Origin of the sequence: Paracidovorax wautersii, assembly GCF_031453675.1 — a bacterium.
Classification (GTDB): domain Bacteria; phylum Pseudomonadota; class Gammaproteobacteria; order Burkholderiales; family Burkholderiaceae_C; genus Paracidovorax.
This window is the reverse complement of the sequence record NZ_JAVIZX010000001.1, coordinates 42167-56295: the sequence shown is the minus strand read 5'-3', so window position 1 is coordinate 56295 and position 14129 is coordinate 42167. Positions and strand designations below refer to the sequence as shown.

At 71.4% G+C, this 14129-nt stretch carries 11 protein-coding genes; 7 read left to right on the top strand and 4 right to left on the bottom strand.

Annotated features, from left to right (window positions below; genetic code table 11):
* The first annotated feature begins 739 nt into the window (after window positions 1–739).
* Both urtE and QE399_RS00245 read left to right on the top strand, forming a co-directional pair.
* A complete protein-coding gene (urtE, locus tag QE399_RS00250) occupies window positions 740–1444 on the top strand; it encodes an urea ABC transporter ATP-binding subunit UrtE (protein ID WP_309825250.1) in 705 nt (234 codons plus the stop codon).
* A 256-nt stretch (window positions 1445–1700) separates the two neighbouring features.
* Window positions 1701–2180 carry a carboxymuconolactone decarboxylase family protein gene (locus QE399_RS00245; protein ID WP_309825248.1) on the top strand — a complete coding sequence of 160 codons (480 nt, stop codon included), beginning with the start codon at window positions 1701–1703 and terminating at the stop codon, window positions 2178–2180.
* Window positions 2181–2238: 58 nt separating this feature from the next.
* Here QE399_RS00245 and pdxR read toward each other — a convergent pair whose 3' ends face one another.
* A complete protein-coding gene (gene pdxR, locus QE399_RS00240) occupies window positions 2239–3678 on the bottom strand; it encodes a MocR-like pyridoxine biosynthesis transcription factor PdxR (protein ID WP_309825246.1) in 1440 nt (479 codons plus the stop codon).
* A gap of 158 nt (window positions 3679–3836) precedes the next feature.
* Here pdxR and QE399_RS00235 point away from each other — a divergent pair, with 158 nt between their 5' ends.
* Window positions 3837–4766, top strand: coding sequence for a DMT family transporter (locus QE399_RS00235; RefSeq protein ID WP_309825244.1), 930 nt, complete (start codon window positions 3837–3839; stop codon window positions 4764–4766).
* 21 nt (window positions 4767–4787) lie between these two features.
* Here QE399_RS00235 and QE399_RS00230 read toward each other — a convergent pair whose 3' ends face one another.
* Together QE399_RS00230 and QE399_RS00225 are read right to left on the bottom strand one after the other, a co-directional pair.
* Window positions 4788–6281, bottom strand: coding sequence for a diguanylate cyclase domain-containing protein (locus QE399_RS00230; protein WP_309825243.1), 1494 nt, complete (start codon window positions 6279–6281; stop codon window positions 4788–4790).
* A 472-nt stretch (window positions 6282–6753) separates the two neighbouring features.
* Window positions 6754–7755: a LacI family DNA-binding transcriptional regulator gene (locus tag QE399_RS00225; RefSeq protein WP_309825241.1), complete on the bottom strand. Its 1002-nt coding sequence runs from the start codon at window positions 7753–7755 to the stop codon at window positions 6754–6756.
* A 217-nt stretch (window positions 7756–7972) separates the two neighbouring features.
* Between QE399_RS00225 and QE399_RS00220 the strand changes: the two genes are divergently transcribed.
* From QE399_RS00220 to QE399_RS00210, 3 genes are all read left to right on the top strand, one after another.
* Complete coding sequence (locus QE399_RS00220) at window positions 7973–8953, top strand: Bug family tripartite tricarboxylate transporter substrate binding protein (protein WP_309825240.1); 981 nt, start codon at window positions 7973–7975, stop codon at window positions 8951–8953.
* 82 nt (window positions 8954–9035) lie between these two features.
* Window positions 9036–10382, top strand: coding sequence for a glucarate dehydratase (gene gudD / locus QE399_RS00215; protein ID WP_309825238.1), 1347 nt, complete (start codon window positions 9036–9038; stop codon window positions 10380–10382).
* 294 nt (window positions 10383–10676) lie between these two features.
* Window positions 10677–11900, top strand: a complete 1224-nt coding sequence (locus tag QE399_RS00210) for an MFS transporter (protein ID WP_309825236.1) — start codon at window positions 10677–10679, stop codon at window positions 11898–11900.
* Between the two features lie 7 nt (window positions 11901–11907).
* On the opposite strand, the gene QE399_RS00205 is transcribed toward QE399_RS00210, so the two are convergent.
* Window positions 11908–12747: a phosphatase PAP2 family protein gene (locus tag QE399_RS00205; RefSeq protein ID WP_309825235.1), complete on the bottom strand. Its 840-nt coding sequence runs from the start codon at window positions 12745–12747 to the stop codon at window positions 11908–11910.
* Window positions 12748–13052: 305 nt separating this feature from the next.
* Between QE399_RS00205 and QE399_RS00200 the strand changes: the two genes are divergently transcribed.
* Window positions 13053–14126: a diacylglycerol/lipid kinase family protein gene (locus QE399_RS00200; RefSeq protein ID WP_309825234.1), complete on the top strand. Its 1074-nt coding sequence runs from the start codon at window positions 13053–13055 to the stop codon at window positions 14124–14126.
* Window positions 14127–14129 lie beyond the last annotated feature (3 nt).

Sequence of the window (14129 nt, the reverse complement as noted above, 5' to 3'; positions counted from 1 at the left end):
ATTCCCGGGGCCGGGGTATGCGCCCGGCGGCGCACTCACTTTCTTTTGCTTCGCCAAAAGAAAGTGAGCAAAGAAAAGGCGACCCTGCTGTCTGCGACCCTTCGCTGCGCTACGGGCAACCTGCGGTGCGCGGTCGCGGGGTGCGCTGCGAAACTCCCTACGCTGCTGCGCAGCTGCGGTCAGACAGTCGCAGCGAGCCAGTTCACGAAGCGGGTGTGTCCTGCGGCACACCCGCCACCCCGAGCCCTGTGCTCCTCGGCGCATACAGAAGGGCGGGGGGACGATTCGGGTCGTCGCTTCGCTCGACCCAGTCCCAATACCGGCGCGCGTTGGCTCCCTGCCCAGGGCCGAGCGAAGCAATGGCCCGAGTGGGGCGCTTGGGTTCCCTTCTGCCCGTGCCGAGAAGCGGAGCGCAGGCAGGGCGCATGCGCGTCGGAGCGCGCATGCCTCGTGCACTGACTCGCCGTGGCTGTCCGAACGGAGCTGCTCTGCAGCGCAGTGAGTTCCACGGCGGCCCTGTCTGCGCGAGCATCGCAGGCTTCCCCGTAGCGCAAGCGCAGGGGACACGGGCAGCAGGGTCGCCTTTTCTTTGCTTACTTTCTTTCGGCGAAGCGAAAGAAAGTGAGTGCGCCGCCGGGCGCATACCCCGGCCCCGGGAAGCAAACGCCCAGAAATAATCAAAAATGATAGCTACCAGCGCTTGATGCATAAGCGCTATAGCCAAAAAACACCCTAAACCATGCTCACCGTCCAAAACATCAACCAGTACTACGGCGGCTCCCACATCCTGCGCGACGTGAGCCTCACCGCCGCCCCCGGCAAGGTCACCGTGCTGCTCGGCCGCAACGGCGTCGGCAAGACCACGCTGCTCAAAAGCCTGATGGGCTTGGTGCCCATCAAGAGCGGTTCCATCACCTTCGACGGCCAGCCCATCCATGGCAAGGCGCCGTACGACCGCGCCCGCGCCGGCATCGGCTTCGTGCCGCAGGGGCGCGAGATCTTCGGGCGCCTGACGGTGGAGGAGAACCTGCGCATGGGGCTGGCGTACAAGAGCGGCTCCACTGCCGTGCCGGAGCACCTGTACGCGCTGTTCCCGGTGCTCAAGCAGATGCTCGGGCGGCGAGGCGGCGACCTGTCGGGCGGGCAGCAGCAGCAGCTCGCCATCGCCCGCGCGCTGGCGCCCAGCCCGCGCCTGCTGATCCTGGACGAGCCCACGGAAGGCATCCAGCCCAGCATCATCAAGGACATCGGGCGCGTCATCCGCCGCCTGGCCGACGAGGGGCTGGACGGCCATCCGGTGGCGGTGCTGCTGTGCGAGCAGTACTACGACTTCGCCGAGGAGCTGGCGGACGAGTACCTGGTGATGGAGCGGGGCGAAGTCATCGCCCGCGGGCCGGGGCATGAGATGCAGGCCAAGGGCATCCAGCGGCTGGTGGCGATCTGACGGGCGGGAGGGCGCGCGGAGCAGGAGGGGCGAGGCAAGGCAAAGCAGGCGGTGGTCCCGGGTTGGACCGGTTCAGGTAAGGCGAGGGCGGGGGCATGGCCTAGCCGGAAACACGCTTCTTGGCCCTGGGGTGCTGGGCCATGGTTCCAGACAATCGGTGCATGGAAAAGAAACGCTGCAGCGCCCGCCGGGCCGCAGCGCCGGGGCCGGCCCGTCGGACCCGCCGATGGATTCATCACCCCTGGAGCACCACGCCATGAGCCAACGTCTCGACTACTACAACGCCTCTCCCGAAGCCGCCAAGAAATACCTCGAATTCAACCAGCTGCTGCACAAGAAGCCGTTCCTGGCTGAAGTGGGCCACCTGGTCACGCTGCGCGCCTCGCAGCTCAACGGCTGCGCGTTCTGTGTGGACATGCATGTGAAGGAGGCCAAGATTCACGGCGAGCGCGAACTGCGCCTGCACCACGTGGCCGTGTGGCGCGAGTCCCCGCTGTTCACGCCGCGCGAACGCGCAGCGCTCGAATGGACCGAGGCGCTGACCCATCTGCCGCCCCACGGCGTGCCGGATGCGGTGTTCGACCGCGTGCGCGCGCAGCTGTCGGACGGCGACCTGGCCGACCTGTCGTTCCTGATCGTCGCCATCAACGGCTGGAACCGCCTGAGCGTGGCCTTCCAGGCCGTGCCGGGTTCCGCCGACAAGCTCTACGGGCTGGACAAGGCCGGCCTGTCTTGATCGCGTTCCGGCCCGCGCAGGCCGCGCGGCGCCGGCTGCCGGGCTGCTGCCCGGGCGCTCAGAGCGCTTCGCGGATCAGCGCGCCCAGGCGCTCGGCCTGCGCCGGGTCCGTGCAGTTGGTGAAGCTCAGCAGGATCGCGGATTCCGTGCGGCCGGACGCGAACCAGCGCGACAGCGGCTGCACCGCCAGGCCCTGGGCCAGCAGCTTCTCCGCCAGGGGCTGGTCGGTGCGCACGCCGGGCAGGCGCAGCACCAGATGCATGCCGCCGGGCTGCGGCTCCGTCTGCAAGGCGCCACGCAGCCCGCGTTCCAGCGCCGCGCGCGTGGCGCTGCGGCGTTCCGCATACAGCCGGCGCATGCGCTGAATGTGGCGCGTGAAGTGGCCTTCGGCCATGAAGTCGGCCACGATGGCCTGGGTCATCGCGGGCGTGGCCGCAGCGAAGAAGGTGCGCGTCACGCGCTCGCAGGCCGCCACCTGGGTGGGCGGCACCACCAGATAGGCCAGGCGGATGCCCGGAAACAGCACCTTGCTGAACGTGCCGGCATACAGCACGCGGCCTTGCCGGTCCAGGCTGGCCAGCGCGGGCAGGGGGCGGCTCGCGTAGCGGTACTCGCCGTCGTAGTCGTCCTCCACCACCCAGGCGCCGCGCGCGGCCGCCCAGTCCAGCAGGGCCTGGCGGCGCGGCAGGGACAGCGACATCGACAGCGGGCTCTGGTGCGCCGGCGTCACGGCAACCAGCCGCGCATCCGGCGCCAGCGCCATGCCGCGCTCCACGTCCAGGCCCTCGGCATCCACCGGCACGGGCGTGAGCGACAGCCCGCAGGCGCTCAGCAACTGGCGCGTGGGCGGATAGCCCGGGTCTTCGATCCAGGCGCGGTCGCCCGGCTGCGTGAGTGCCAGGGCCGCCAGCTGCAGGCTGCCGCGAAAGCCCGTGGTGACGAAGACCTGGTGCGCGCCGCAGTCGATGCCGCGCGCCAGCCGCAGGTAGGACGCGATGGCGCTGCGCAGCGCGGGCAGGCCGCACGGGGGCGGGTAGTCCAGATCGGCCGGCTGCATGCCGCGCAGGGTGCGCGCCCCCAGGCGCGCCCAGATCTTGCGCGGGAACGCATCCAGCGCCGGTACGCCCATCTGAAAGGGCAGCAGTTCGGCCGGGCGAGAGAGCACGTCCGGCGCGGGCGGTGCCGGCGCAGGCACCGGGGCGGCGTCCGGCGGCGGGGTGGCTGCCAGGGAATGCAGGGCCGGGTGGACCACGGTGCCGGCCGGCCCGCGGGCCAGCAGATAGCCCTCGGAGGCCAGCAGCTCGTAGGCCAGGTCCACCGTGCCGCGCGCCACGCCCAGCTCCCGCGCGAGCGCGCGGGCAGACGGCACCCGTTCGCCGGCCACCAGCGTGCCGGCCGCCAGCGCGGCCCGCAAGCGGTCGTACAGCTGCCGGTACAGCGGCGCATCGGAGGGTGCCGCCAGGGGCGCGAAGGGATCCGGGGTGGGTGGACGGGGCATCGGGGGGCGTCGAGGAGGGCGGGCGGATCGGCCCGCGGTGCGGCGCATTGTGCATGCGCTGCGGGCTGCCAGGCAGGCCTTCGTATGATGGCGGCATCGGCTGCCGCTGCGTCGCGCCGCCTTCTCCCTGCCCGCTGCCGGGTGCCTTTTCCCCGCCCATGAACACTGCACTGCCCGCCGGCCCCGCGCTGGCCGCCCGGCCCCTCTGGGGCATCGTTCTCCTGGTGTCGTCGCTGTGGACGCTGTCCTGCCTGGATGCCACGGGCAAGTGGGTGATGGCGGCCGGGGTGCCGCTGTTCGTGCTGGCCTGGGTGCGCTATGCGGTGCATCTGGTGCTGGTCCTGGGCCTGCTGCTGCCCACGCGCGGCAAGGCCGTTCTGCGCAGTGTCCGGCCCGGGGCGCAGGTGCTGCGCGGCGCGGCCATGCTGCTGGCCACGCTGATGTTCTTCACCACGCTGCGCTACCTGCCGCAGGCGGAGGCCACGTCCATCAACTTCCTGGCGCCGCTGCTGGTGCTGGCCGTGGCGCCCTGGCTGCTGGGCGAACCTGCGCGCCTGTCGCGCTGGCTGGCCTGCGGCGTGGCGTTCGCAGGCGTGCTGGTGGTCGTGCGGCCCGGGGGCGGGCTGCATCCGCTGGGCGTGGTGTTCGGCCTGCTCACCGCCTGCTGCATGGCCGTGCAGTTCATCGCCACGCGGCAGGTGGCACGCGACGATCCGTTCACTTCGCTCCTGTGGGGCGGCGCCGTGGGCACGGCCTGTCTCACGCTGGCCCTGCCGTTCGCGCTGCCCGCGGCGTGGCCGCTGCTGCGCACGCTGGAGCCGCTGCACTGGCTGCTGCTGGTGTCCACCGGCGTGTCGGGCGCACTGGGGCACTGGCTGCAGATCGGCGCCTACCGGCATGCCGGGGCGTCCACGCTGGCGCCCTTCGCCTACCTGCAGATCGTGAGCGCCACAGCGGTCGGCTGGCTGGTGTGGGGGCATTTCCCCGATGCGCTGACGTGGGTGGGCATCGGCATCATCTGCGCCAGCGGCATCACCGTGGCCCTGCTCGAAGGCCTGCGCGGCCGGGCGCGGCGCGTGCCCGGCTGAGCGACGGCCTCGCGCCAGGCCCTAGTCCGTGCGGCCGGCGGGCCGGGGCTCCGGGGCTGGTGCCGTGCCGGCCGGCGCGGGCGGCAGCGCGGCCTCCATCGCACGCTCATAGAACTGCCAGGTGCTGCGGCCCGCATCCTTGGCGCGGTACAGAGCGATGTCGGCCATGCGCAGCAGTTCGGCCGGTTCGCGCGCATGCGCCGGCGCCAGCGCGATGCCGATGCTGGTGCCGATGGCGATGTCATGGCCCTGGATGCGGAAGGGCTGGCCCAGCGCCTGTACCAGGGCGTGGCAGACCGCCTCGACCGCGGCACGGTCCGCCATGTCCGGCAGCACGGCCACGAACTCGTCGCCGCCCACGCGTGCGGCCAGAGCGCCCGGCGGCATCTGGCCGCGCAGGCGCTGCGCCACGGCCTGCAGCAGCAGGTCGCCCAGGCCATGGCCCCAGGCGTCGTTCACGGGCTTGAAGCGGTCCAGGTCCAGGCACAGCAGCGCAAGGGCAGGCGTGGGCCGCGGCGCTGGGGCTTCCAGTTGACGTGCCAGGAACTGCTGCAGGTGCAGACGGTTGGGCAGGTCGGTCAGCGGATCATGCAGCGACAGATGGCGCACGCGGGCCTGCGCCTCGACCTCGTCGGTGATGTCAGTGGCCGTGCCGCGGTAGCCGGCGCCGTGCGCCATGGCCCGCGATGTGATCTTGCTGGTGCGCAGCCGCCCGGCCCGGTCGCGGTATTGCCACAGCCGCGTGCCGCGCGCGGGACTGTCGCCGGCGTCCGCAGGCAGGTCGGGCGGCGGCGCCTGCGGGCCCGTGGTGGCGGGCTTCAGCAGGTCGGCGAGCGGGCGGCCCAGCCAGTCCTCGCGCGGCTCGCCCGTCACCTGGGTGAACCGCTCCGACAGGTAGGTGAGCCGGCCCCGGGCATCCACCTCCCACAGCCAGTCGGACGAGGCCTCTGCGATGTCGCGAAAGCGCTGTTCGCTCTCGGTCAGCTCGGCCTGCGTGGCGTGCAGCGCCTCGAACTGCGCGTCGATCTGCCGGGCCGACGCGAGCGCATGGCGCAGCAGGGCAATCAGCACGCCCGCCAGCGCCAGCACGCCGGCGATGAACAGCGGCAGCGTCTGCCCCAGCAGCGTGCGGCCCGGCGTGGGCGGGCGCCAGTGCAGCCGCATGGACGAATCCAGCAGCGGCATCGACTCCTGCCCGGCCAGCGGCTCGGAGGAGATGGTCAGCGCCGGCACGCCGTAGTTCTCGCTCAGCGCGCTCAGGCGCGGGGCGTCCAGCACCGTGGCAAAGACCATCACCGAGGCCGGTCCCGGCCGCGGTCGAATGCCCGGATCCCAGCCGGGGGTGATGGTGGCCGCAGCCACCAGCGCGGGCGAGCCTGCGACCTGCAGGGCGCGCACGATGCTGGTGTCTTCGTGCCGCGGATCGCGGGCCGCGGCGACCAGGCCGTCCAGATCGCCCCGCAGCCAGTCGTGCGCCTGCACGGCGGAGGCCTGGCCGCGGACCACGGCGTACACCGTGCGTCCCCGGGGGCCCGATGACGAACACGCCGTCGTAGCCGTACAGGTCGAACGGGATGTCGCCCACGTTGCGTTGCTCGTCCGCCCAGGTTTTGTTCACCGTCAGGTGCAGATTCTTGTAGGCCTCGCCCCATTTGCTGTAGTTGATGATGTTGCGGCCGACCTCGTTGCGCACCTGGGCGATGGAGCGCGCGATGAAGGTGCGCGAGCGCTGCTGCACGTCCACGTCCTGCCGCAGCGCGTTGGCCACCAGCAGATAGCCGCCCAGGCCGATGAGCAGCAGCAGCGCGGCGATGGCCGGCAGCATGCGCCGCAGCAGGCGGCGGCTGCGGCCCCCGGCGCGCCAGGGCGAGGGCGACGCTGGCGCGGCAGCCGGCGCGGTGGGAAGGCCTGGCGTGGTCGGCATCGGCGTCGGGAAGAAGCGGAAGTGGGCGAAGAAGCGGGGGGCGTGGCGCGGTCAGGCCGCGTGCTACGTGCTTTCCCGTTCGACCAGGTGAAAGCCCACATCCACCACCGTCTGCTCCACCGCACGCCCTTCGGCACGGGCCATGGTCAGCTCGGCGGCCAGCGCGCCGATGCGCGTTCCATCCAGGCGCACCGTGGTCAGCGGCGGCTGGGCGTCGCGGGCGAAGCTCTGGTCGCCCATGCCGATGATGGCGAGCTGCTGCGGCACCTTCAGGCCCCGGTGCTGGGCCTCGATGGCGGCGCCCAGGGCCAGGCTGTCCGAGCTGCAGAAAACGCCGGTGATGCCCGGATGCGACTGCAGCAGCGTGGCCAGCCCGCGCCGGCCTTCGCCCAGCGTGCTGGGGGCGACGGTGAGAAAGCGCTCCACCACCTCGGCGCCCAGCGCCTGGGCCTGCGTGAGAAAGGCCTGCGTGCGCGAGCGGGCCCGTGTATCGTCGGCCGTGATGATGGCCATCTGGCGGTGGCCGCGCGCGTGCAGAAAGGCGGCCACGTCGCGGCCGATGGCCACGTGCGAGAAGCCGACCACCATGTCGACCGGGTCGGCCGTCAGGTCCCAGGTCTCCACCACCGGAATCTTGCTGGCGCGCAGGGCCTGGCGCACGCCGTCGGACGAGGCCACGCCCACCAGCACGATGCCGTCGGGCCGGCGCTGGATCACGCCGCGCACCAGCGCTTCCTCCTGCGCCGCGTCGTAGCCGGTCTGGCCAATCAGCAGCTGGTAGCCCTGGCGCCCGAGCGTGGCGGCCAGCGACTCGACCAGCTCCTGGAAGACGGGCCCCACCAGCGTGGGCAGCAGGGCGGCCACCATGCGCGCGCGCGACATGCGCAGCCCGCTGGCCATGGCGTTGGGCACGTAGCCCAGCTGGTCCACGGCCTCGCGTACGCGGCGCAGCGTGTCCGGCGTGACCTTGTCCGGCACGTTGAGCGCGCGGGACACCGTCATCGCCGAAACCCCGGCCAGGCGGGCGACGTCCTGCACGGTGGCGGGCTTGCGGGAGGGATTCATGCGATGGGGCCCGGCGCTCCGGGGCTTCCAGGAGGCGCGCAGAGGGCAGGCGGTGGGACGCCGAATTGTAAGGTTGCGCGTCTTTCTCCCAGGGGCTTGGGGTAAGTACCAATGATTGCGCAGATGTTCACGTTAACAATGGCGTTCCATCGAATGTTAACGTGAACATTCGGCCCAGGAGCGCAGCAGCGTCCCGATGTCCACCAGGAGACCTTCCATGAAAGCACTCAAGACCGCAGCCGCCGCCCTCTGCGTCGGCATCGCCACCCTCGGCGCCAGCGCCCCCGCGTTCGCCTGGCCCGACAAGTCCGTGACGGTGATCGTGCCGTTCCCGGCCGGCGGCTCCACCGACACCATTGCCCGCGCCGTCAGCAACCACCTGGGCGAGCAGTTCAAGCAGTCCTTCGTGGTGGACAACAAGGCCGGTGCCACGGGCAGCATCGGCGCCACGCAGGTGGCGCGCGCGCCGGGCGACGGCTACACGCTGCTGGTGGCCTCGCTGGCCCCGTTCGTCGTGGCGCCGCACCTCATCAAGGGCCTGCCGTACGACCCGACCAAGGACTTCACCTACCTGACCGTGGCCGTGCAGACGCCCAACGTGCTGGTGGTGAACCCCAACCTGGCTCCTAAGGTGAACAACGTGCAGGACGTGATCGCCCTGCTGAAGGCCAAGCCGGGCACGGTCAGCTTCGCCACGTCCGGCGCCGGCTCGTCCGACCACCTGACGGCCGAGCTGTTCTGGCAGAAGACGGGCACCAAGGGCCTGCACATTCCCTACAAGGGCGGCGCGCCGGCCGTGACCGATCTGCTGGGCGGCCAGGTGGACATGTCGTTCCAGAACGTGAACACGGTCATCCCGCACATCAAGTCCGGCAAGCTCAAGCCCATCGCCGTCACCGGCGACAAGCGCTCGCCCGTGCTGCCCGACGTGCCCACCATGGCCGAAGCCGGCCTGCAGGGCATGGAGGTCTATGCCTGGCAAGGCATCGCCGCCCCCAAGAACCTGCCGGCCGACGTGAAGACCAAGCTGCACGCCGGCATCATGAAGGCGCTGAAGGACCCGAGCGTGACCAAGCAGTTCACCGATGCCGGCCTGGAGATCGTGGGCAATTCGCCGGAAGAGTTCACCAAGTTCCAGGCGAAGGAGTTCGCCCGCTGGAAGCAGGTGATCGAGGCCGGCGGCATCACCGCCAACTGAGCACCAGCGGGCAGGGCCCGCTTGCGCGGCCCGAGCGATCGGGCCTATTCTTTTCCCCTTTGAGCACTCCGAGTTAGAGACCATGGCTGCCACGCACCTTCCTTCCACGACCCCCACCGTCACCCAGCTGCGCGTCATTCCCGTGGCCGGCCACGACAGCATGCTGATGAACCTGAGCGGCGCGCACGCCCCGTTCTTCACGCGCAACCTGCTGCTGCTGACCGACAGCGCGGGCAACACGGGCGTGGGCGAGGTGCCGGGCGGCGAGAAGATCCGCCAGACGCTGGAAGACGCGGCCGCGCTCATCGTGGGCCAGCCCGTGGGCAACTACAACGCCGTGCTCAACGCCATGCGCACCGAGTTCGCCAGCCGCGACAGCGGCGGCCGCGGCCTGCAGACTTTCGACCTGCGCATCGCCATCCACGCGGTGACGGCGGCCGAATCCGCGCTGCTCGACCTGCTGGGCCAGCACCTGGGCGTGCCCGTGGCGGCGCTGCTGGGCGAGGGCATCCAGCGCACGTCGGTGCAGATGCTGGGCTACCTGTTCTACGTGGGCGACCGCGAAGCGACCGATCTGCCCTACCAGACCGCGCCCGATGAAGCCGACGACTGGAAGCGCTTGCGCCACGAAAAGGCCATGACCCCCGAGGCCATCGTGCGCCTGGCCGAAGCCGCCCAGGCGCGCTACGGCTTCCAGGACTTCAAGCTCAAGGGCGGCGTGCTGCGCGGCGAGGAAGAGGTCGAGGCCATCCGCGCCCTGCACGAGCGCTTTCCCGAAGCCCGCGTCACGCTGGACCCCAACGGCGGCTGGCTGCTGAAGGACGCCATCCGCATCACGCGCGACCTGCACGGCGTGATGGCCTATGCCGAAGACCCCTGCGGCGCCGAAGAAGGCTTCTCGGGCCGCGAGGTGATGGCCGAGTTCCGCCGCGCCACGGGCCTGCCCACGGCGACCAACATGGTGGCCACCGACTGGCGCCAGATGGCCCATTCGCTGTCGCTGCAGTCGGTCGACATTCCCCTGGCCGACCCGCACTTCTGGACCATGGCCGGCTCGGTGCGCGTAGCGCAGCTGTGCCAGGCGTTCGGGCTGACCTGGGGTTCGCACTCCAACAACCACTTCGACGTGTCGCTGGCCATGTTCACGCATGTGGGCGCCGCCGCGCCGGGCCGCGTCACCGCCATCGACACGCACTGGATCTGGCAAGACGGCCAGTTCCTCACCAAGAACCCGCTGCAGATCAAAAACGGCTACGTGGAGCTGCCCACGCGCGGCGGCCTCGGCATCGAGCTGGACATGGAAGCCGTGGAGCGCGCCCACCAGCTGTACCTGCAGCACGGCCTGGGCGCGCGCGACGATGCGCAGGCCATGCAGTACCTGATCCCGGGCTGGAAGTTCGACAACAAGCGGCCCTGCATGGTGCGCTGAGCCGGGCGGAGCGCGCTGCCATCGCCGCAACGCGCTCTTGAATTCATAGCTGCTTGCGCTTTCCCATCAAGCAGTTCGAAGGCATTTCGCTTTGAATTCCACGCGGGACAAGCCCAACCTGCTCTCTTTAAAGGAGCGTCGCGAAAGACCCCGCGGTCCCGCCGGCGGCGCATCTGCGCAAGAATCCGGGTTTTCCCTGATCTCTGTGCCCATGCCGTTGCCACTTGCCTGCCCCGCCCGCCGCCCCCGTTCGTGCGCCGCCCCGCGCCGCAGCCCGGACGCCGGAGCGCGCGCATGACGCCGCCCGCACTGGACGGCACGGCCCCGGCATCCGGCACGCGGACGAGGGCGCCCGCCGCCGCGGCCCACGGCTTCGGCGCGGCCGTGCTGGCGCTGGGCGTCGGCGGCTTCTCCATCGGCACCGGCGAGTTCGTCATCATGGGCCTGCTGCCCGAGGTGGCGCAGGACATCGGTGTCACCATCCCCCAGGCCGGCCATGTGATCAGCGCCTACGCGCTGGGCGTGGTGATCGGCGCGCCGGTGCTCGCCGTGCTGGCCGCCAGCTGGGGCCGCCGCGCGCTGCTGATGGCGCTGATGGCGGTGTACGCGCTGGGCAATTTCGCCTCGGCCCTGGCGCCGGGCTACGCCTCTCTGAACGCGCTGCGCTTCGTCAGCGGCCTGCCGCACGGCACCTACTTCGGCGTGGCCGCGCTGGTGGCCGCGGCCCTGGCGCCGCCCGGCCAGCGCGCCCGCGCGGTGGGGCTGGTGATGCTGGGGCTCACCACCGCCACGCTGGCCGGCGTGCCCATCGCCGCCGCGCTGGGCCAGCACTTCGGCTGGCGCGCGGCCTTCGTCTTCGTCGGCCTGATCGCCCTGGCCGCCGTGGCCATGGTGCGCGCCTATGTGCCGGCCATGCCGGCGGACGCCGGCGCCAGCCCGCTGCGCGAGCTGGGCGCGCTGCGGCGCAAGCAGGTGTGGCTCACGCTGGGCATCGGCGCCATCGGGTTCGGCGGCATGTTCTCGGTGTTCAGCTACATCAAGCCCACGCTGACCGAAGTGGCCGGCCTGCCGCTGGCGGGCGTGCCCTTCGTGCTGGCGCTGTTCGGCCTGGGCATGGTGGCGGGCAACCTCGTCGGCCCGCGCTTCGCCGACAAGGCGCTGATGCCCACCATCGGCGGCATGCTGGTCTGGTCGGTGCTGGTGATGGGCACCTTCGTGTTCGCCGCCCACCATGTGGCGACGGCGGCCGTGGCCGTGTTCCTGGTGGGCACGGTGGTGGCCATCGGCACGGCGCTGCAGATCCGGTTGATGGACGTGGCCGGCGACGCGCAGACGCTGGCCGCCGCGCTCAACCATTCGGCCTTCAATGCGGCCAACGCCCTGGGCGCGTGGCTGGGCGGCGTGGCGATCTCCGCCGGCTACGGGTGGACCTCCACCGGCTGGGTGGGCGTGCTGCTGGGCCTGGCCGGCCTGGGCGTGTTCGCGTGGTCGGTCGCCAGCGACCGCAAGGCGCGCTGAGGATCCCTCAGCCCGCAACCACCGTGCGGCAGCGGTGCCAGTGCCGCGCGCCGCGGAGCACCAGCAGGCAGCAGGCCAGCCAGACGCCGCCCGTGAGCCAGCCGGCCAGCACGTCGCTGGCGAAGTGCACCTGGAGCACGACGCGGCTCCAGCCCACGGTGAACACCGTGGCCGCGGCAAGCAGCAGCGCGGGCAAATGCCAGCGCGCGGGCAGCAGGCGCAGCGCCAAGTACGCCAGCATGCCGTAGGCCACCATCGACGAACTGCTGTGCCCGCTGGGGAAGCTGAAGCCGTCGGCCACCGAGATCTCATGCGTGTGCACCGGCCGCACCCGCTCGAAGCTGTGCTTGAAGCCGCGCGTGAGCAGCCCGTTGCCCGCCAGCGCCACGGCCCAGCCGGTGGCCAGCATGCGGTGGCCGCGCCACCACAGCGCAGCGGCCACCACCACGGCCAGCACCGCCAGCGTGAGCGTGTCGCCCGCATGCGTCAGCCATGCGAAGAAGGTCTGCGTGCCCACGGAGGCCGTGGTCCGCAAGGTATCGGCCAGGCTCTGGTCCAGCACCGCCCAGCCGGTGGAGGCCCCGCCCCACTGTTCGGCCAGCAGCGCCAGCGCATGCGCGCAGGCCAGCACCAGCACGGCCGATGCCGCCATGGTGCCGGCCAGGGCCACCGGGCCATTCGGCCGCGGCAGGCGCTGCAGCCAGGGCGCACAGCGCGGCACGGCCTGGCGCGCGGCGGCGCGCACGGACAAGGTGACGGCCAGCGCCAGCACGAGTCCCACCGTCCAGATCGCCACCGGATGCTGGCCGGCCCAGGTGCCCCAGGCGTGGAGGTCGACGGCGTTCATGCGGCTTCTCCCGCGCAGAGCGTGGGGCGGCAAGGGCCCGGCGAAAGGCAGAGCAGGGGAAGGCGGGCGAAGGAAGCAGGGTGCATGGAGGGGGCAGCGCAAGGCCGGGTCGTGGCCTGGGAAGTGGGTCGATGCGCCCATTGTCTCCACGCCCCTCGCGCCGCACTGCGCCCTGGGGGCTTTTGTCGGCCTTGGCTGACAGGGCCGGGGCCTGCCTGCTGTCGCCCTCGCACAGGGGGGGGCTCCCACAATCACGGCCAGCCGCCACCCCGTGGCGCACCGAGCCGATTGCCGCGCTCTCCACCATGACGCAAACGCCTTACCTGCCTCCCACCCCTGATGCCAACGGCACCATCCACATCGTCGTGCCATTGCGGCCCGGCGCCGATCTGGATCTGCTGCGTGCACAGCTGGAAGGCGTGGTGGCCTTGCAGAGCCGCGCCGTGCAGTGGCACGTGCCGGCCGAGCGTGCCGACATCGTGGCGCTGGCGCAGGAGGCCGCCCGCAAGGCGCACGCCGATGGAGGGCTGGTCGTTGCGGCCGGCGGCGACGGCACCATCAATGCCGTGGCCACCGCCGCGTGGAAGCAGGGCGTTCCGATGGGCGTGGTGCCCATGGGGACGTTCAACTACTTCGCTCGCGAGCAGCAGCTGGCGCTGGACCCCGAGGCCGCCGTGCAGGACATCCTCACCGCGCTGCAGGGCGGCGACATGCGGCCCGTCAACGTCGGCTTCGTGAACGACCGCATGTTCCTCGTCAACGCCAGCCTGGGCATGTACCCGCGCCTGCTGGACGAACGCGAGCGGGCATCGCGCCGCTTCGGCCGCACGCGCTGGGTGGCCATCGCGTCGTCGATCTGGAGCGTGCTGCGCAACAGCTCGGCCCGCCGCTGGAGCGTGGCCGTGCGAAGCGAACCCCAAGCGCCATTGGAGCGCAAGGAGTACCTCGCTTCGACCCTGTTCGTCGGCAACAACCCGCTGCAGCTCGAACGCGTGGGCATTCCTCAGGCGAGCGCAGTGGCCGAGGACGGGCAGCTCGCGGTGGTGCTGCTCAAGCCGCAGGAGCGCGACGCCACGGCCATGACTGTGCTCAACGCCGCCGTGGGCCAGCTGGAGCGCGACGATGCCGTCGTGAGCCTGGCCTGCTCGGAGCTGGTGGTGGAGCCGGCCAGCTGGAAGCCGCAGCGCGTGAAGGTGGCCTTCGACGGCGAACGCGAATGGATGACGCCGCCCCTGCAGTTCCGCACCGGCGAGCGCCCCCTGTGGCTGGTGGCTCCTACCGCCACTGCAAAGGACGAAGAACCCGACACCGCAGCCGCGCCCGTGGCCGCCGATGAGCCCCCGCCTGCCGCCCCGGCCGGCGGGCTGGCGCCCGCGTGACGG

What these genes read in the sequence shown, in the direction of transcription:
- QE399_RS00200 (WP_309825234.1), top strand. Translation starts at nt 13,053, where the DNA reads ATGACGCAAACGCCTTACCTGCCTCCCACCCCTGATGCCAACGGCACC.
- QE399_RS00220 (WP_309825240.1), top strand. Translation starts at nt 7,973, where the DNA reads ATGAAAGCACTCAAGACCGCAGCCGCCGCCCTCTGCGTCGGCATCGCC.
- QE399_RS00235 (WP_309825244.1), top strand. Translation starts at nt 3,837, where the DNA reads ATGAACACTGCACTGCCCGCCGGCCCCGCGCTGGCCGCCCGGCCCCTC.
- QE399_RS00205 (WP_309825235.1), bottom strand. Translation starts at nt 12,747, where the DNA reads ATGAACGCCGTCGACCTCCACGCCTGGGGCACCTGGGCCGGCCAGCAT.
- urtE (WP_309825250.1), top strand. Translation starts at nt 740, where the DNA reads ATGCTCACCGTCCAAAACATCAACCAGTACTACGGCGGCTCCCACATC.
- pdxR (WP_309825246.1), bottom strand. Translation starts at nt 3,678, where the DNA reads ATGCCCCGTCCACCCACCCCGGATCCCTTCGCGCCCCTGGCGGCACCC.
- QE399_RS00210 (WP_309825236.1), top strand. Translation starts at nt 10,677, where the DNA reads ATGACGCCGCCCGCACTGGACGGCACGGCCCCGGCATCCGGCACGCGG.
- QE399_RS00245 (WP_309825248.1), top strand. Translation starts at nt 1,701, where the DNA reads ATGAGCCAACGTCTCGACTACTACAACGCCTCTCCCGAAGCCGCCAAG.
- gudD (WP_309825238.1), top strand. Translation starts at nt 9,036, where the DNA reads ATGGCTGCCACGCACCTTCCTTCCACGACCCCCACCGTCACCCAGCTG.
- QE399_RS00225 (WP_309825241.1), bottom strand. Translation starts at nt 7,755, where the DNA reads ATGAATCCCTCCCGCAAGCCCGCCACCGTGCAGGACGTCGCCCGCCTG.